21 protein-coding genes are annotated in these 14,279 nt (G+C 44.7%); 6 read left to right on the forward strand and 15 right to left on the reverse strand.

Annotation, left to right across the window (positions count from 1 at the left end; genetic code table 11):
- From H6G97_RS34345 to H6G97_RS56480, 4 genes are all read left to right on the forward strand, one after another.
- Nucleotides 1-351: transposase (locus tag H6G97_RS34345; RefSeq protein ID WP_190941080.1), on the forward strand; the 351-nt coding region annotated here is incomplete at its 5' end.
- A gap of 302 nt (nucleotides 352-653) precedes the next feature.
- On the forward strand, nucleotides 654-902 hold the full coding sequence (locus H6G97_RS34350) for a hypothetical protein (RefSeq protein WP_190944895.1): 249 nt from the start codon (nucleotides 654-656) through the stop codon (nucleotides 900-902).
- A 172-nt stretch (nucleotides 903-1,074) separates the two neighbouring features.
- Nucleotides 1,075-1,335 (forward strand): hypothetical protein, encoded by a 261-nt coding sequence (locus tag H6G97_RS34355; protein WP_199349851.1) that lies wholly within the window; start codon nucleotides 1,075-1,077, stop codon nucleotides 1,333-1,335.
- 43 nt (nucleotides 1,336-1,378) lie between these two features.
- On the forward strand, nucleotides 1,379-1,483 hold the full coding sequence (locus H6G97_RS56480) for a WCX domain-containing protein (protein WP_479684975.1): 105 nt from the start codon (nucleotides 1,379-1,381) through the stop codon (nucleotides 1,481-1,483).
- Between the two features lie 29 nt (nucleotides 1,484-1,512).
- Here H6G97_RS56480 and H6G97_RS34360 read toward each other — a convergent pair whose 3' ends face one another.
- The 5 genes from H6G97_RS34360 to H6G97_RS56485 form a co-directional block, all read right to left on the reverse strand.
- Nucleotides 1,513-2,061 carry a cysteine hydrolase family protein gene (locus H6G97_RS34360; RefSeq protein ID WP_190944883.1) on the reverse strand — a complete coding sequence of 183 codons (549 nt, stop codon included), beginning with the start codon at nucleotides 2,059-2,061 and terminating at the stop codon, nucleotides 1,513-1,515.
- 96 nt (nucleotides 2,062-2,157) lie between these two features.
- Entirely contained in the window at nucleotides 2,158-2,328 is a 171-nt protein-coding gene (locus tag H6G97_RS53295) for a hypothetical protein (protein WP_242055607.1), read from the reverse strand.
- On the reverse strand, nucleotides 2,303-2,944 hold the full coding sequence (locus H6G97_RS34365; protein WP_242055609.1) for an SAM-dependent chlorinase/fluorinase: 642 nt from the start codon (nucleotides 2,942-2,944) through the stop codon (nucleotides 2,303-2,305). The genes H6G97_RS53295 and H6G97_RS34365 overlap by 26 nt, the downstream gene beginning before the upstream one ends.
- Nucleotides 2,945-2,957: 13 nt before the next feature.
- Nucleotides 2,958-4,079 carry a carboxylate-amine ligase gene (locus H6G97_RS34370; RefSeq protein WP_190944884.1) on the reverse strand — a complete coding sequence of 374 codons (1,122 nt, stop codon included), beginning with the start codon at nucleotides 4,077-4,079 and terminating at the stop codon, nucleotides 2,958-2,960.
- A gap of 182 nt (nucleotides 4,080-4,261) precedes the next feature.
- Entirely contained in the window at nucleotides 4,262-4,753 is a 492-nt protein-coding gene (locus H6G97_RS56485) for a GFA family protein (protein ID WP_479684976.1), read from the reverse strand.
- 109 nt (nucleotides 4,754-4,862) lie between these two features.
- Between H6G97_RS56485 and H6G97_RS34380 the strand changes: the two genes are divergently transcribed.
- Nucleotides 4,863-5,021, forward strand: a complete 159-nt coding sequence (locus H6G97_RS34380; RefSeq protein WP_190944886.1) for a hypothetical protein — start codon at nucleotides 4,863-4,865, stop codon at nucleotides 5,019-5,021.
- Between the two features lie 328 nt (nucleotides 5,022-5,349).
- Nucleotides 5,350-6,216: a calcium-binding protein gene (locus tag H6G97_RS34385; RefSeq protein WP_190944887.1), complete on the forward strand. Its 867-nt coding sequence runs from the start codon at nucleotides 5,350-5,352 to the stop codon at nucleotides 6,214-6,216.
- Between the two features lie 171 nt (nucleotides 6,217-6,387).
- Here H6G97_RS34385 and H6G97_RS53305 read toward each other — a convergent pair whose 3' ends face one another.
- The 10 genes from H6G97_RS53305 to H6G97_RS34430 form a co-directional block, all read right to left on the reverse strand.
- Nucleotides 6,388-7,509 (reverse strand): hypothetical protein, encoded by a 1,122-nt coding sequence (locus tag H6G97_RS53305; protein ID WP_242055613.1) that lies wholly within the window; start codon nucleotides 7,507-7,509, stop codon nucleotides 6,388-6,390.
- A 15-nt stretch (nucleotides 7,510-7,524) separates the two neighbouring features.
- Nucleotides 7,525-7,659: a hypothetical protein gene (locus tag H6G97_RS54970; RefSeq protein ID WP_277883378.1), complete on the reverse strand. Its 135-nt coding sequence runs from the start codon at nucleotides 7,657-7,659 to the stop codon at nucleotides 7,525-7,527.
- 78 nt (nucleotides 7,660-7,737) lie between these two features.
- Nucleotides 7,738-10,110, reverse strand: coding sequence for a plasmid replication protein, CyRepA1 family (locus H6G97_RS34395; protein ID WP_190944888.1), 2,373 nt, complete (start codon nucleotides 10,108-10,110; stop codon nucleotides 7,738-7,740).
- Nucleotides 10,111-10,257: 147 nt separating this feature from the next.
- The gene (locus tag H6G97_RS34400; protein ID WP_190944889.1) at nucleotides 10,258-11,208 is read right to left on the reverse strand and encodes a hypothetical protein; all 951 of its coding nucleotides are present in this window, start codon (nucleotides 11,206-11,208) and stop codon (nucleotides 10,258-10,260) included.
- 31 nt (nucleotides 11,209-11,239) lie between these two features.
- Nucleotides 11,240-11,698 (reverse strand): DUF1392 domain-containing protein, encoded by a 459-nt coding sequence (locus H6G97_RS34405; RefSeq protein WP_190944890.1) that lies wholly within the window; start codon nucleotides 11,696-11,698, stop codon nucleotides 11,240-11,242.
- Nucleotides 11,695-12,093 (reverse strand): MerR family transcriptional regulator, encoded by a 399-nt coding sequence (locus H6G97_RS34410; protein WP_190944891.1) that lies wholly within the window; start codon nucleotides 12,091-12,093, stop codon nucleotides 11,695-11,697. Before H6G97_RS34410 ends, H6G97_RS34405 begins: the two co-directional genes overlap by 4 nt.
- Nucleotides 12,094-12,109: 16 nt before the next feature.
- A complete protein-coding gene (locus tag H6G97_RS34415; protein WP_190944892.1) occupies nucleotides 12,110-12,319 on the reverse strand; it encodes a hypothetical protein in 210 nt (69 codons plus the stop codon).
- A gap of 97 nt (nucleotides 12,320-12,416) precedes the next feature.
- The gene (locus tag H6G97_RS34420) at nucleotides 12,417-13,259 is read right to left on the reverse strand and encodes a hypothetical protein (protein ID WP_190944893.1); all 843 of its coding nucleotides are present in this window, start codon (nucleotides 13,257-13,259) and stop codon (nucleotides 12,417-12,419) included.
- 124 nt (nucleotides 13,260-13,383) lie between these two features.
- Complete coding sequence (locus tag H6G97_RS53310) at nucleotides 13,384-13,794, reverse strand: hypothetical protein (RefSeq protein WP_242055615.1); 411 nt, start codon at nucleotides 13,792-13,794, stop codon at nucleotides 13,384-13,386.
- A gap of 87 nt (nucleotides 13,795-13,881) precedes the next feature.
- Nucleotides 13,882-14,019 (reverse strand): hypothetical protein, encoded by a 138-nt coding sequence (locus H6G97_RS34430; protein ID WP_190944894.1) that lies wholly within the window; start codon nucleotides 14,017-14,019, stop codon nucleotides 13,882-13,884.
- Nucleotides 14,020-14,279: the final 260 nt, after the last annotated feature.

Genomic DNA, 14,279 nt, shown 5'->3' on the forward strand with positions numbered 1-14,279 from the left:
ACCTCAGCCAGTCTTCCAGAACGAGAAGGAGCGAAAAAAGTTCTCAACCGAGTTCACAATACAGGCAGTCAGGTAAAACGTTTAAATCTTATTTGGATGGACGGCGGATACCGTGGTGAAGAATTTATGCGTTGGGTGATGGATATGTTTCGCTGGATTGTGGAAATTGTGCTTCGACCATTGGAAAAGAAAGGTTTTGTCCATTTACCAAAGCGCTGGGTTGTTGAGCGAACTTTTGGTTGGCTTAACTGGTGTCGACGTTTAAGTAAAGATTATGAACGACTACCAGAAACCTCTGAGACTTTTATTTACATTGCGATGATCCGGATTATGGTCAGGCGACTGGCATAATTTTTAACTCGCTTCGACTTTTAAAACATCCTCTAAAGATACCTCCGATTGTTGCTGTCAGGAGTGCGATCGCGTACCCGCACTTTCCGGCGGCATCGCCTCTGCTTAATCCCCGGCGAAAACCATCAGATTGTCACTGTTTCACTCAAATAATGCATGAATATATTGATAAGCTAATCGGCATTTCAGTTGCATAAAGGTAGGGCTGAAGCCCTTACTACAAGCGAATCATTCTGGAAAAATGAATGACTATTAGCTTACCAGAAACTATCCTTATAAATAGAACACCGATTACAGAACCGATGCCCAGCAAAACTATTGAAGTCCGAGAGTACACCGTCAGAGCGCACAAGCGGGAAATTCATACTCGCATTTTTAACTTTGTGTGTAAGCAATGCGAACAACCCACACAACGAGAAACCTTTGGGGTTCGACCTCTATATTGTGAGCAATGCCGTCCGCCACAAGCACCCAAGAAATCAGTAGTCCCTCTCAAGAAACGAAAGCCTAGAGCGATGACCTACAAGAGTGGTAAAGACATAGCCGGATGATTTGTTGTCTCAAGGTTTTGAGTGAGCGCACGAAAGTAAGTGAAGCAGTGCGCTCATTCGCTCAACCTAACTCAAACTGGTAGAAAGTAACAAGAATGTTTATTCGATAACTAAGTAAGACTAAAATGGGAAGCAGAGCGCTTACTGTTGTCGAAAAAGGCAAAGGTTTTTTATGAACCCATTACCCCCTGAAGTAAATACACCTGAATTAAAACCCGAAAAGGTTGGTAGATTAATTAAGCGTTTTGGTATTGGTGCAATAACCGGAGTCGCGATCGCTGGATTGTATTGGAGTTATACAGATTGGTTTGGATATGCAGAACCTATAACCACAGGTATCATAGGTAGTCTGATCCTAGCAATTTTCTGCGGATTGCTAACACTCAAATGGGGATACAAAATATTAGAGAGCTTATTGGGGTTGTTGCCATAATACAAATCTTTCGTATGTAACAGAACTAACTTTATAAGTATCTATGCAGGGGTTTGGCGCACAGATGGAGGTAATTGAGCCATTAAAATTACGCGAGCGCATTTTGCAAACAGCGAAAAAGAAGATCCTGTTTTATACCGAACATTAAATTAAAAACGCACAATTTCTTGAGAATTTTTATTCTCTGTTTTTGTCTAGTGGTGCAGCTAAAAAACCCTCAGAAAGACCCGCCTCACGCAGACGAGAAGCACCAATATTCCGACTGAGTACCGCCAAACCTGCTAAGTGTGCTTGTAAGCCTGCTGTACTAGCGCAGCAATCAGTTAATACAATGGGTTCAATGCCAATATCGAAAAAATCCATCGCTATCTTCAACACACACATATCAGTGTCAATCCCTAAGATGAAAACTCTTTCAAAACAGTGCCCTCTAAAGTAGTCTGCCAGTTCATTTGGTATACCGCATAGCCCCAACTTAGAAAAAACTACTTCTGGTTTAACCCAAGGTTCTAATTCTGAAGCAATATTAGTTTCTGGCTCATGCGTACAGCTATGCCAATCAAGGAATTTTTGATAGGGGCCATCAGGTGCGTTGATAAATCTAGTAAACAAAACTGGTGCATACTCACCTCGCTCAATTAAATGAGCAACTCGCTGCGGGATGTGATGAGTGAATTCATTGATAAAACCGGATTGAACATCAACAACGATTAATGGATCAGACATGGGAAAAGCAATAAATAATGATGGTGAATCAATCAAACTCAGGTAAGCTGTACTTTCTAAAAATTAAATTTTGATCTAAGTGATTCTGGACGGCTTTTAGCTGATATTTATATGTGTGCCGATTGCTGGGCGATTAAAAGATTCCCAGGCATTACCACCTCTGAGGAAAACTTCCATCCAACGCATCTGTTCAGCTTGTGCATTAGTCCAACCACTGCTACCAGGCGCAAAAGCTAACTGTCTAGTTTCCACTGGCTTTACTACCATCGCTCTTGGTTGCTTTGTGTTTGCTCTCACCAATTTGCACCCCTACAGTATCACTTTGGTGTGTCTTGGTGTCCTCATACTTAATAGTGGTTTTCAAGTTACCGTAGCCATCAATATAAGCTATACAATTAGACGGCACATCAGGTATATCAGAGCGAGGAATCTCTTCACCTAAAGCATCAGGTTGACCTAGAGCGATCGCCCCAGCCGCTTCTGGAAACAAATCACGAGAACGAAACTGTGAACCAGAAGCCGCTACAGCAGCCCAACGCAACTCTACTGCTAAATCGCGCACAAATGAAAAGGCATAACCCGCATTAACACCAATTACACGTACACCTGTTGGCAAGCGTGCAAAAGCAAGACGTTCACCAGCATTTCCAGAACGTGCTTGCTCATCATCTTCACGGGGCGCAACATTGTGATAGATGATTGTCCCAGGCGGAGCTTGATTCAAACCCAACTGCGCGATACAGAATCCTGCTGCCAGTGTGGCAAAAGCTGGCACGGGTGTAAGTATTGCTTGGGCATCCGGTAGATGAAGCTTGATGCGCTGCACCACTTCTGCGAAGGCAAGGTCACCAAACCCGTAATCAGCAATAATGTGAACTAGCATAAAGTCCTGTCTCCTATACTGACGCTATCCCTTTTGCTGTGTCTTGGACAATTAAATCAACGACATTCTCTAAGCTTCCGGTTCGCTTGTAAACGTCACGCTGCCGTGTTGCGCCATTCCCGAACTCCATTGTTTGCTGTACAAGAGAGGAAACTTCATCCCATTCTCCGTACTCCTCAAGCGATGGACGCACGAAGGTAAGAAAGTTCTCAACCAACTCCCGTGCTGGGACGGCTCTCATAGTGGTAAAGTCGATTAAATCCTCATCTAATCCATAACGTGCGGCACGCCAGTGAGCAACACGTACAAGTTCGTGGCGGACTGCGGGAAACGGTTTATCACTCATGGCTTGTTGGTAGCAAGTTCGCGCCAAAGCACGTACAAGCCCTGCTACCATTACCGCTTCGTCTACCGTCTGACAGACATCTGTGACTCGAAACTCGATTGTCGGGAAGCGCTCAGACAAACGCACATCCCAATAAATCTTTGTCGCCTCCGCGAGACTTTTTGTCTCCACTAAAACTTGTACAAGTGCTTCGTAGTCGGCTAAAGACTCGAAAATCAGTGGTACTCCAGATAGGGGCCATCGTCCCCAAATCTCGGTACGATAGCTTGCATAACCTGTATCTGTACCTAGCCAGAAAGGTGAAGATGCTGCCAATGCTAAAAGTGGGGATAGCCACACACGGGAACGGTTCATGACGCTGATGGCTCTACAGCGATCGCTAATTCCCACATGTACATGACAGCCAAAAATAACTAGCTCACGGGTGAGTTGTTGATAATCTTCCATCAGCGTTTGATAACGTTCTTTGGGTGTGAGCTGCTGTTGATCCCAGTGTGAAAACGGGTGTGTGCCAGCGGCGGCAATTTGGTTCCCATCCTTGGCAGCCGCCGTTATCACTTCACGACGCAAACGAACAAGCTCAAAGCGCACATCTGCAAGTGTTCTACAGATGGGCGTACCAATTTCTATCTGCGAACGTTGGGCTTCTGGCTGTACCTCCAAGCCAAGGGCTTCCTGGGCTTTTGGCAGAACGTGTTCAACACGTGAACTCAGTTGCCGCGTCGTCGGATTGATAATTTGATATTCCTCTTCGACACCAATAGTAAATTCTTCAGCTTTGGATGACATACCTGGTGTTTCCTTTGCTTGTTAAGGAATCCTGTTGCCAGGAGCGGCAACAATAGGATTAATTGGTCGAGTAGGGGCGAACTCTTTTAACAGCTAGATGCACTAAATGTTTGCTAATAAGTCCCAAAGTAAAGAAGGCTTAATTCAATGAAAGAAACATCATTCTGAGGTTGTGGATTGCATCACTCCAATTTCGATGCTTGCTTGGTGTATTCTTCTATCAGGGAAGCATAGTCTTCTTCTTTGGGCAGGGTCTCGAAGCTATGAACCGCAGAGGTCGTCGCCCATAGCAGCTTTTCCCTCGTCCAAGTTTCGATGAAAGGCGTGAACCATGAGGCATCGTCCAGCATCGTCGCACGAAGGTTAACGAACTGGTCCATTCCTTCAGGTCGAGTAAATATCCAACTCATGCAGTGTGGGCAGAAGTAATGGCGAGTTGCGCCATGCAAACCGCCGATGGTCGGCTGACCTTTGTGAATTGAGAACCCAACGCTTGGAATCGCAACGCTTAAAGAAAAAGCGCTGGCAGTCATTCGCTGGCAACCTGTGCAGTGACAAGCCATCGTCAGCAGAGGCGGGGCACTCACCTGAAACCGGATCTGGGAGCAACGACATCCGCCTGACCAAGGCAAATTCCAATCGTTCATGATCTGCCGCCTCCGTTCTCTATTCATATTAATTTTTAACTAAGAATAATATTTTATGAATTATCTGCAAATACAAAAAAGGGAAGAGAAAGCAATATGGTGTTATTGCAAATCGTGCCCAAAATTGGGGAGTATTTTGCAGCAAACCGAGGGGCGATTTTTGGTGCTTGTTAGGCAACCCCACAGGCAGAAAACAACGCTTGACGGTGCTGTTCTTCTTGAACCACGAGCGGGTGTAATTGGGCAATCGCCTCCGCAAATTCGTCATCACTACGAAGGAGCCAGCACTATCTAGTAGTTCGCTTTCGTCACGAAAGCGGGGTACTGGGTTTGGGGGAAGGTGGGGACCTCACGAAGTAAAGAATTTGGGGCAGGGGGAAAGGGTTTAAATCCCTTAACCTTTCCCCTTTCCCCAGTCTGAAAAAGCGCATTTTTGGGTTGGCAGACTACTAGTAGTTTTGTAAGATTCGATTAATGCTGCTGTAGCAACAATCCTTCATCAGCATCCAAGGATGCGAGGGGATTTTCTATATCTATCGATGAAACAATAGCTTCTAGCTACCTTAAATGCTCAATCTCCATCAGGCAATAACACCCTCAACGGTGGTGCTGGTAACGATACCTTGAATGCTGGCATTTCAACAGGCAATAACTTACTGTCTGGAGGCGATGGAAATGATTCTCTCTCCATATCTGGCGATATTATCAACTATAGCGATCAAGACTTTTATTACCTTTCTTCGGGGAATAACACCCTCAACGGTGGTGCTGGTAATGATACATTGACTGCTGATTATTCAACAGGTAATAACTTCTTCTCTGGGGGTGATGGCAATGATTCCTTCAATTTCATCACTAATTCCGTAGATACTGACCTGTCTGATTTAGTGATTCAAACAGTAGATGGGGGTAACGGTAATGATTCGTTGTTCGCCATTTACAACTTTACTGCTGGGGGAATTACTTCGACATTCAATGCTACTACTAACACTGGCTCAATTACAGTGGGCACGTATCGGGTTAATTACAACAATATCGAACAATTAAATATCTCAGGTACAGCCTACGATGACTTGATTGTGGGGAGCAATGGCAATGATACCCTCAAGGGTTATTCTGGCAATGATATCCTTACAGGTAGCAAAGGTAATGATACCCTAATTGGAGAATATGGTACTGACACCTTTACTTTCAATAGTTTCAATGAAGGTGTTGATATTATTAATGACTTCAACGCGACCACGATTAATGAACTGATTCAGGTATCGGCTGCTGGCTTTGGTGGCGGATTATCATCAGGTTCACTTCAAGTAAGTCAGCTTACTATCGGAACATCTGCAACCACTAATACTCAGCGATTTATCTATAACAGCGCTACAGGTGGATTGTTCTTTGACCAAGATGGCAGTAAATCTGGGTTTACTCAGGTACAATTTGCACAATTATCTACTGGATTGTCACTAAGCGAAAATAATTTTGTGGTTGTTTAATCTTTGATTAGTGCTTTGCTATCCAAGCGTTACGTTTTACGAGATGCTATTTTTAGCATCTCGTAAACGATAGTGCCAATCGAATGGCACTTTCTTTGATAAAGGTAGTTTTCTGTCCAACGCTTCATTCAAGGTGTAGACATCTCCAATTTTGATTCTGTGCCGAATAAATCAAGCCATCCATTCAGTCCACTGCGGGGCATCTGTCACCAATTGAGTAAACTTGTCAGGGCTTGCGTCTTCAAACTCCAGCATCACGCCGCAACGCTCATCACTCGTTAGCGTACTGAGTAATTCTTTAACTGATTCTACACCGTATTCAACCCGTTCAATCGCCAGCCGAGCATAATATTTAACCCGTTCCCACCAAGAATCACTGAGTTCTGGCTCTGTGTCCATACCCCCCCGATTATTACTGCCATCTTCATTAAGGGGGGGTGTGGACGGAGCATTAATCCCATATTGAGACTGCATCCTAGCTGCATAAGCTGCATTTCGTTCTTGTTCATCTTGGCGTTTGCGTTCCTTTTCCTCCCTCTGCCGTTGCCGATAATCCAGCACCTGTTGGATAAACTCGACATCCTCAGTATTCAGCCGATAATACCGAACACGCTGCCCATCCTCCATTGGTCTTCGTGACTCAGTAGACAAACCCAGTTGCCAGAGGTATTGTCCTAAAATCCACAAAGCAGACTCTGATAGCGGAATCGTCAGGTTGAGAATACCTTTAACGTGAGATGCATTGCGTTTTGAGAAGTCAGCCAAAGCCTGAATCATCGCCTCGTCGCCTTTTATCTCAACCCCAGCCATCAGATCCACTAGCACAGCCCTGAGTCCCAGCCGATGACGCATTAACCACGCGGTAGAATGATTGCTCCAGTCTGTGCAAATAGCTAATCGCTCCCGTTCTGATTTATCGCGTTCGGCAACCACAGTCGGTGGTGAAACACATTCCCGGTCCTGCTCATCAGTACTCATTTCCCCAGGCGCTGCCAATATCGCCTCCAGTGCGACAATCTTTTTAATTAACCGCCCAGAGTCATCTTTCTCCACCAGTTCAGGGGTAACGCTCATGCCATAAGTGTCCTGAATGCGGAACTTCTCACATTCCAAAACCTCCTCCGGCTTGAGATAATCCTGATGCTGCCTGCTGTTGTAAGTCCTCCTGTCAATATCTTTGGCATTGGCAACTTTACGGTAATGCTCTTCATCGATGGCAATACCAGCTGCCTTCATCCACCGCGAAGTACTTTCATCACCACTGTCGCCCAAAGGAATAATCGTATTGCCCATCTCTTCAAGCAGCGATCACAGATCGGAACGTAAATTATTAATCGACCAATTCCGTTGCGCTTCAATCTGACAGCTAGCATCCAATGCCCAATCCTTCTCAGCCCCACGTCTGCCTGTCTCTCTGTCAATGCGAATCAAAAACGCGGTCATTTCATTTTTCTGGAGAATCCTTTCCTTGATGCGACGGGCATTGGTTTCGGCATAACCAAAGGGAGGGCGCGGTGCAACTCAAACGTACATAGGGACATCTGGACGATACCGCCATAATTGCTGGGCGCATTCTGTAGCCGACTGTGAGACAGCATGAAACACACCGAATACAGCATCAAAATGATAGCTGGAAATGTCAACCCCTGAACTGAGACTGGGAGTAATTAAAAAAGCATCGAGATCAAGAATAGCAATGTTAATCTCCCTGATAAAGATGACATTCTCTTCACTGCCACTATTTTCCGAATGAATAGCCCACACTCGTAACTTGCGGTCTTCGGCTGATTCGGGTGTATCATCAGCATCATCAATTGCTGAACCATCATTGAGCGCTCTTTCTAGCTTTTTGATAAACCGCTTGCTGTCGCTGACCATCATCAGTTTTTTACCAAGCATCAACTGAGCGTGGAACTCGGCAACGATTGCGCTGCTGTTTTTCCCCTCGTACCAATAAACCTGACGGCCCCCTGAACGATATTCGTTTTTGATGATGTAGGGTTTCTCACCAGCCGGTCGCATCCGCATAAAAAACTCGATAGTCAAATCATCCAGGTGAGCGTCAGCCAAAACAACCAGTTTGGCATTGTAGACCAAGTATTCCAGCACCTTCAGAATAGCCCCCCGGTGTTCTTTGCAGGTTTTCGATTTGAGCAGATGGGCGAGATACTGGCAGGCTTCATCAATAAATAGAACGTCATAAGCCTGTAAATCATTCGCCATTTTATACAATGAGTCTACAGTGATACTCAGCGCTTTTGCTTTAGCCCAGTCACCGCAAGAAATCGCAGAGTACATTGCTGTTTGTAGGCGATCACTGAGATTCTTCAAAAGAGTAACCCGATGCCCATTGTTCAAAAAGCTCAAGTCTGGGTTATCTTTTCTAATCATTGCCAAGATTTCAGTCTTGCCAGTACCCATGTCGGAAGCCAAAGCAACTAACCCAGATTGAGGCAGGGAGCGGATGACTGTGGAAAGATAGCGGGTATTAACGACAATATTGGGTTTGAATTTGTGAAGCCCCCTGGCACGATTTACGAAAAACCTTTGGTTTAACTCGCTGATTCTCAAAGCATCAGCAATCATAGTGCTGACAGCTTTCTCAGCTTTTTTCCCCAGTGCTACAACCCAATCATCAATCCCTTTTTCGGGGCCAGGCAAAACTGCTACTTCACACTCGAGAGTAAGTTGGAGAATTACTTGACAGGTGCGGCGAGTAGCAGCAAAAACTTGCTGTTTTGTTTTGGGTTTGGTTTCGTAGTCGAAAAGGATAACGAATTTGCGACCCTTTTGCGCCATTGGGACTAAATCAGGGTGCAGGTATTCCACATCTTCCTTGCCGACTCGACCGTTCCAGATTCCAGGGAGTGCGATTGCTACATATCCCAAAGTCAGAAGACAAGCAGCCTTCTTCTCGCCCTCCGTGAGGCATACAGGGATTTCGGGGTGTGCCATGATCCAAGCCCAAAAACCCAGTGCTTCACCTTCAGAGGTAACAGTAATATGTTCTGGCATCGGCACGTCATACCGTAGAGCTATCAACCGCCAAATGTGCAGAGGGACTCTCAGGTAGGTGACTCGGTTGGGAGTTTTGGGGGGTGACTCGTATTTGACAGGCTTTTGAGTTTGCTCTTGGGTTGTCTTGTCCCATTCGAGCCTTGGGTAATCAGGTTTCATGCGTCCCCAGTCCATCGGTAGCCAATTATTGAGGGGGTCGAGTCCACTAACCCACCATGCGCCCGACTCTGCGTGGGCATATCTTTTCAAGTACCCGTCGCGCAGTCGCCCATCGTTGCGTCTGGCAGTTTGGGGCAGAGCGTATAAAAGGTATTCGTATACTTCCGAACCACTTAAAGAGGTTTTGGGAACTTGGTGCAGATGTGTAGACTGACAACCAGGATGCATCACAAGCAAGCTCCCGTGTTCCAGCCAGAAGTCTGTTGGTCTGCCGCCGATGGCTTTGATTTGGAATTTGCGACATGACCCCAGGCTGATTGATACGATTGCAGGGTTAGATCCCATCGATGGCTCGTTGTCTGCGTGCCAACCGATGCTGTCCTGGCCACTGCGGTATTGATTTCCGATGACGATGCGGAATTTGTAGCCAGTCAAAGCGGTGATTCTATCTCGTAACTTAGACAGAGCATCTGTCCAAGTCATGGGTTTCAAAAATACACTGTTGGAGTAAAGGTAATCGCAGCCGTAGTCCCCGTAAATACATTCGAGGCGGGGGACGGGCATTGTTTTACCCGCGATCCTGATTTGATTCTGCTGCCACTCCAGTTTCAAACAGTGTTGGTAGAGTTCATTGGCTTGTTCAAGAGTTAAGAAATCAGGGTAATAACTGACTGGTAAAACTGGGGCTGATTCAGTAAATAAATTGAGTTGTTGCATGAGAATTTGTCCTTATTTTTGATGAAAATCTAAAAGTTTGTTTCTGAGTTCGAGTGATGAAGCGAAAACTGATACGATGAACCCAGCACTGATCACAGATGCAATTGCAATCAAGCGATCGCCTTTGACTAAGGAGTGCGATTGCTTTCATTTTTTGACCAACACCCGTGCCTTCTTGGTGGTAAAAGCCCCCGCCTGCCTGAGCGCAGCAGTCGGGTTTGGATGAGCGAAAAACTCTTCAATTGCCTTGGTTAGCCCATCTGCAACAATTGAGTCATGGCAGGCGTAAACGTAAACAGGCTGCTGAGTGCCGTTGACCAGGCGTATTTCCTGACGCTCTCCCAGTTGTGGGTAAAAGGTGCGAACCCAAGTACCGAGATGACCGCGATAATGTGAACCGCTCAAGGGGACTTTCTTTCCCACTTCGCTCTCTGCAAAGTTGACCACGCCCATCCATTTTTGTTGGCTACCGGAAAGTGCTTGTTGATTGTGTTGGGCTAGAAGATTGGCGGCGAAGTCTTGAAAATGCTGCTCCATGTAGGGGTTGAGTCTGCCCCCCGTAAGTTCAGCTAAAGTTCTCATTGCCTCGACCAAAGTTTGTAGGCGCTGCTCAACAGGTGGGAGAGCAGGAACAGGTGCAGGTGCAGGTGCAGGAGTTTGAGGAGTGATGCTGGGAACTGCTGCAACCAAGTCTAAAATAATGGTTCTAACTTGCGCTGCTACTTGAGATTGCTGCAAGATCATTGCGATCCTTAATGCACCCAAAGCCGAAAAAACTCTAACTTGGGAAGTTCTAGATGGTAGACAGAGTGTCTGTCGAGCATCACGTAAGTCAATGCCTGTAAGGGTTTTAGTTTCTTGGGTTTGGAATTCAGATTGATTTACTCTTGTTAGTTCTTTGACTGCGGACTCTGTAACTGAAAAATATTCCGCTATTTGTGCAGTAGTTGCCCAGCCGCTACCGTTCCATACAGCAAACACTATTGCCTTTGCTTTGCTAAGAACTTCTTGGGCACGTGAATCATCTAGGTTAGAAAGTGCAGAAGTTCTCAATGATGGAGACTCGACTAAAATATTTTGATTTAAAGGTAAACTCATGTTGCTTGGCTCCTAACTAAATCTCAAAACTTTAAACATTCACGCGCACCAAACTTTTTTCACCAACTAATGAGAAACGATTCGATATAGCCTGTGATTGAGTTAAGGTTGGCGACACCAATTCAACAAGGTAAAACCAAGAATTATTCACCAGCCCAATCCCCAAAATCAGCCGTTGCTTTGTTCCCTTTTCGTGAGAACAGAGCATCACTCTTTCTCCCAAAACGAAAGCAGGTTTTTGCACAGTGATGGCTTCTAACTCTCCCGTCCCGATGATTTGGTTTTGTGTAGCGTGGAGTATTTCATTACGGCAGTCAATTGAGTAAAGCCAAGTTTCATGCTTCCATTGCATACCGCAGCAGTAACCAAATGTTCTCGTAGTTCTGAGGTATACTCTCTCCAGTAAATTCACCTCAACGGGTGGAATTGTTCGACCCCAAGGAGGAGAGAGATACCAACTTGTTTGAAGTGCATTAAAGTTGTCAATCATGCTTTTCTTCCCAATAAGTAATTAATGGCTTCGGAGTCAATAGAGGCAATACGTTTTTTGAGATGTTGTGGGGGATTGTCAAAAAAGTTTTTGAGATGCCATCTACGGACTTGATAACGTTTAGAAGAACGTCGGCTAGTTTTCAACCAACCACGGCGCACCCAGCCAGAAACAGTAGTGGAATGCACACACAGAACACGGGCGATTTCAGTACTGCTATAGTTATCGAGAAAGGGGCTTGTAGAATAACCCAAAGCCCAAAGTTTAGTAGCAATAGCAATTGGAGTGCGAGAATAGCCATGTCTTTTTAAGATTGAGGCTATTTGCTTAGGGGTATAAAGTTCAGCTTTAGCTTCAATGATTCCGAGTTCTTTATCAGTCCATTTGAGATTCATTTATTACCTCCAATGTTTATGCAGATTTAGTATCAGGCTGTTGTTGGACAATTCGAGCGCTGATAGATTCAAAATCAACTTGAAAGATGTTCATATCTGTGGACATTGCCCCAGTGTTGTAGCGGTCTACGATGTGCTGTTTAATTGCGGATTTATTCAGCCCATCAGGGATATCGATGTGAGCTTCACTTATGATTTTTTCGACTACTGTGACAATGACTTTCATGGTTAATTCCTCTGATGTTGAGAATTCAGGAGCCAGGAGTCAGAAATCAGAATAATTCTGAATCCTGAATTCTGACTTCTGACTTCTGACTTTCGATTTACACTGCCCCAGTCTTTACCGCTTGCAACTGTTGCATCCATGCGTTGATTGCTGTTAACTCATCAGCACCGCTAACAACAGCATCAAGAACCTGCTTTTGATACAAAGACTCAGCATGATTGGGATGGTCACACTTGCCTGCCGCCCAAGCCAAACACATGGTTTTGATTAGTTCATTAATCTGGCTAATATCAAGTAAACTTGGGCGGTCAACATCCTGGAATTGCAACCACTCTCTGACCAAATCAAGGGGATAATCAAGCAAGGTGCGAATATTTTTAACTCGTAAATCCTGTGGGTGTACTGATTGAGGAACTAAACTAAGTTTTGGTGGAGTTAGTGGGGTTTCGGGAATCGAGTTTGAAGTTGCACCCAATAAAGATTGAATGTCACGAATGATAGTTGCCCAATCTAAATCTCTACTCCATTCCCTGTAAATCTTGGTTTTGGTTGCAGCATCGTAAAGGTTACAGAAAACCGTGTTCTCGTCGCCAGCATTAGCGACAATAATCAGTGGTTTGGAGAAATCTTGGACTAATGAGGCAGCTAAAAGGAAGCTTTTAGCAAAATTGGTTTCAATACCTGTTCTGACAACATAAAGTTCATCAGCACTGACAACAATATCCAGCTTTAAGTTGTCCTTTCCTTTGAATTCTTTAGTTGTCAATCGCAGTTCTGATAAGTACCCAGTTAATGCTCTTTGGGTAACAGGCATTTTCTTATCTTGGTTGATATTGAACTTGTACCAAACGAAAGATTCGCCATCTACCTCCCCTTGATTGACAAATAAATAGATGGGTTCGGGAGGGTTACATAAACCTAGTTTGATTTCAGCAATCATATTTCACCTCGGTTAAGTTTTATTGATTGGTGTTCTGTGTATAATGGAAATTCTGTAGCGGAAAGTAATTTCCCGTAGTTGCAATCGTCTGAATATTGACTACATTCAGACAATTGCTTTTGTACTAAAGAGAAGGCTGTTGATTCCGGTCTAGTTCCCATTGCAAATAAGACAGTGCAGTTTGAGCATCGGCAATGTTTAAATCAGGTTGATATCCTAAGCCCAGCAGTTGTTTGTAATCTGGATGTACAGCGATTTCGGATATCAGGTTTTGAGCTTGTTCAAGTAATTGGTGGAGATGCGGGTTAGACATTTCTATGCCCAGCCTGAAACATAAATCTTGCCTACGGCACGCTCCGCGAACCGCTTTCACACCAAGAGTTACTGGCTCAATCTCGGTTTCTAACTCCTCAAGCAGAGATTGAAAATTTGGGTGTTCATCATTGATTTCAATCTCAATCAAATCTGCACTCTTTGTAACGATGGTTGCCCAATCAGGTAAAGTCTGTGCAATGGTCTTAGCGTAAAGTTTCATAATTGCTTCCTCTTCGATTAAGAGTTAAAATCCTCGGCAATCTCCAACAAAAAGCCGCGTCCCGTGTTCTGCACTTGCACCAGTTCTTTATCCAGCAGTGTTTGAATGAACTGAATCTGAAAATTGGAATTGCAAACGGTGCAGAGGAACACAACCACCGCAAAGGCGAATCGAACGCAGCAAATGATTAGCCCTACGGTCAAAATTGCCTGTAGAATTAGCCATTGTTTGCACCCTTAGCTAATACGGTTAACTTTCGGTTGAGAATGCTTATCTGCTGTTGATAAAAGTCAATCTCTGCGGTAATTTGCGTGAACAATTCCTGTGGAGATAACGGTTGGATTTGATTCTCTTGTAAGTACGATACAGCACTTGCGTCTATTATGAGGTACACTAGATTAAAATATAAATACTTTTAAATGAAGTCTTACTCTGTCGATCTTCGAGAAAAAATAGTTGCAGCACATCTTGAGAAAAACATCTCA

Source organism: Nostoc flagelliforme FACHB-838, from assembly GCF_014698065.1.
Lineage (GTDB): Bacteria > Cyanobacteriota > Cyanobacteriia > Cyanobacteriales > Nostocaceae > Nostoc > Nostoc flagelliforme_B.

What these genes read in the sequence shown, in the direction of transcription:
- H6G97_RS34420 (WP_190944893.1), bottom strand. Translation starts at nt 13,259, where the DNA reads ATGATTGCTGAAATCAAACTAGGTTTATGTAACCCTCCCGAACCCATC.
- H6G97_RS34355 (WP_199349851.1), top strand. Translation starts at nt 1,075, where the DNA reads ATGAACCCATTACCCCCTGAAGTAAATACACCTGAATTAAAACCCGAA.
- H6G97_RS56485 (WP_479684976.1), bottom strand. Translation starts at nt 4,753, where the DNA reads ATGAATAGAGAACGGAGGCGGCAGATCATGAACGATTGGAATTTGCCT.
- H6G97_RS34370 (WP_190944884.1), bottom strand. Translation starts at nt 4,079, where the DNA reads ATGTCATCCAAAGCTGAAGAATTTACTATTGGTGTCGAAGAGGAATAT.
- H6G97_RS54970 (WP_277883378.1), bottom strand. Translation starts at nt 7,659, where the DNA reads ATGACCGCGTTTTTGATTCGCATTGACAGAGAGACAGGCAGACGTGGG.
- H6G97_RS34415 (WP_190944892.1), bottom strand. Translation starts at nt 12,319, where the DNA reads ATGAAAGTCATTGTCACAGTAGTCGAAAAAATCATAAGTGAAGCTCAC.
- H6G97_RS53305 (WP_242055613.1), bottom strand. Translation starts at nt 7,509, where the DNA reads ATGGGCAATACGATTATTCCTTTGGGCGACAGTGGTGATGAAAGTACT.
- H6G97_RS34410 (WP_190944891.1), bottom strand. Translation starts at nt 12,093, where the DNA reads ATGAATCTCAAATGGACTGATAAAGAACTCGGAATCATTGAAGCTAAA.
- H6G97_RS53310 (WP_242055615.1), bottom strand. Translation starts at nt 13,794, where the DNA reads ATGAAACTTTACGCTAAGACCATTGCACAGACTTTACCTGATTGGGCA.
- H6G97_RS34350 (WP_190944895.1), top strand. Translation starts at nt 654, where the DNA reads ATGCCCAGCAAAACTATTGAAGTCCGAGAGTACACCGTCAGAGCGCAC.
- H6G97_RS56480 (WP_479684975.1), top strand. Translation starts at nt 1,379, where the DNA reads ATGCAGGGGTTTGGCGCACAGATGGAGGTAATTGAGCCATTAAAATTA.
- H6G97_RS34395 (WP_190944888.1), bottom strand. Translation starts at nt 10,110, where the DNA reads ATGCAACAACTCAATTTATTTACTGAATCAGCCCCAGTTTTACCAGTC.
- H6G97_RS34360 (WP_190944883.1), bottom strand. Translation starts at nt 2,061, where the DNA reads ATGTCTGATCCATTAATCGTTGTTGATGTTCAATCCGGTTTTATCAAT.
- H6G97_RS34400 (WP_190944889.1), bottom strand. Translation starts at nt 11,208, where the DNA reads ATGAGTTTACCTTTAAATCAAAATATTTTAGTCGAGTCTCCATCATTG.
- H6G97_RS34430 (WP_190944894.1), bottom strand. Translation starts at nt 14,019, where the DNA reads ATGGCTAATTCTACAGGCAATTTTGACCGTAGGGCTAATCATTTGCTG.
- H6G97_RS34365 (WP_242055609.1), bottom strand. Translation starts at nt 2,944, where the DNA reads ATGCTAGTTCACATTATTGCTGATTACGGGTTTGGTGACCTTGCCTTC.
- H6G97_RS53295 (WP_242055607.1), bottom strand. Translation starts at nt 2,328, where the DNA reads ATGGTAGTAAAGCCAGTGGAAACTAGACAGTTAGCTTTTGCGCCTGGT.
- H6G97_RS34405 (WP_190944890.1), bottom strand. Translation starts at nt 11,698, where the DNA reads ATGATTGACAACTTTAATGCACTTCAAACAAGTTGGTATCTCTCTCCT.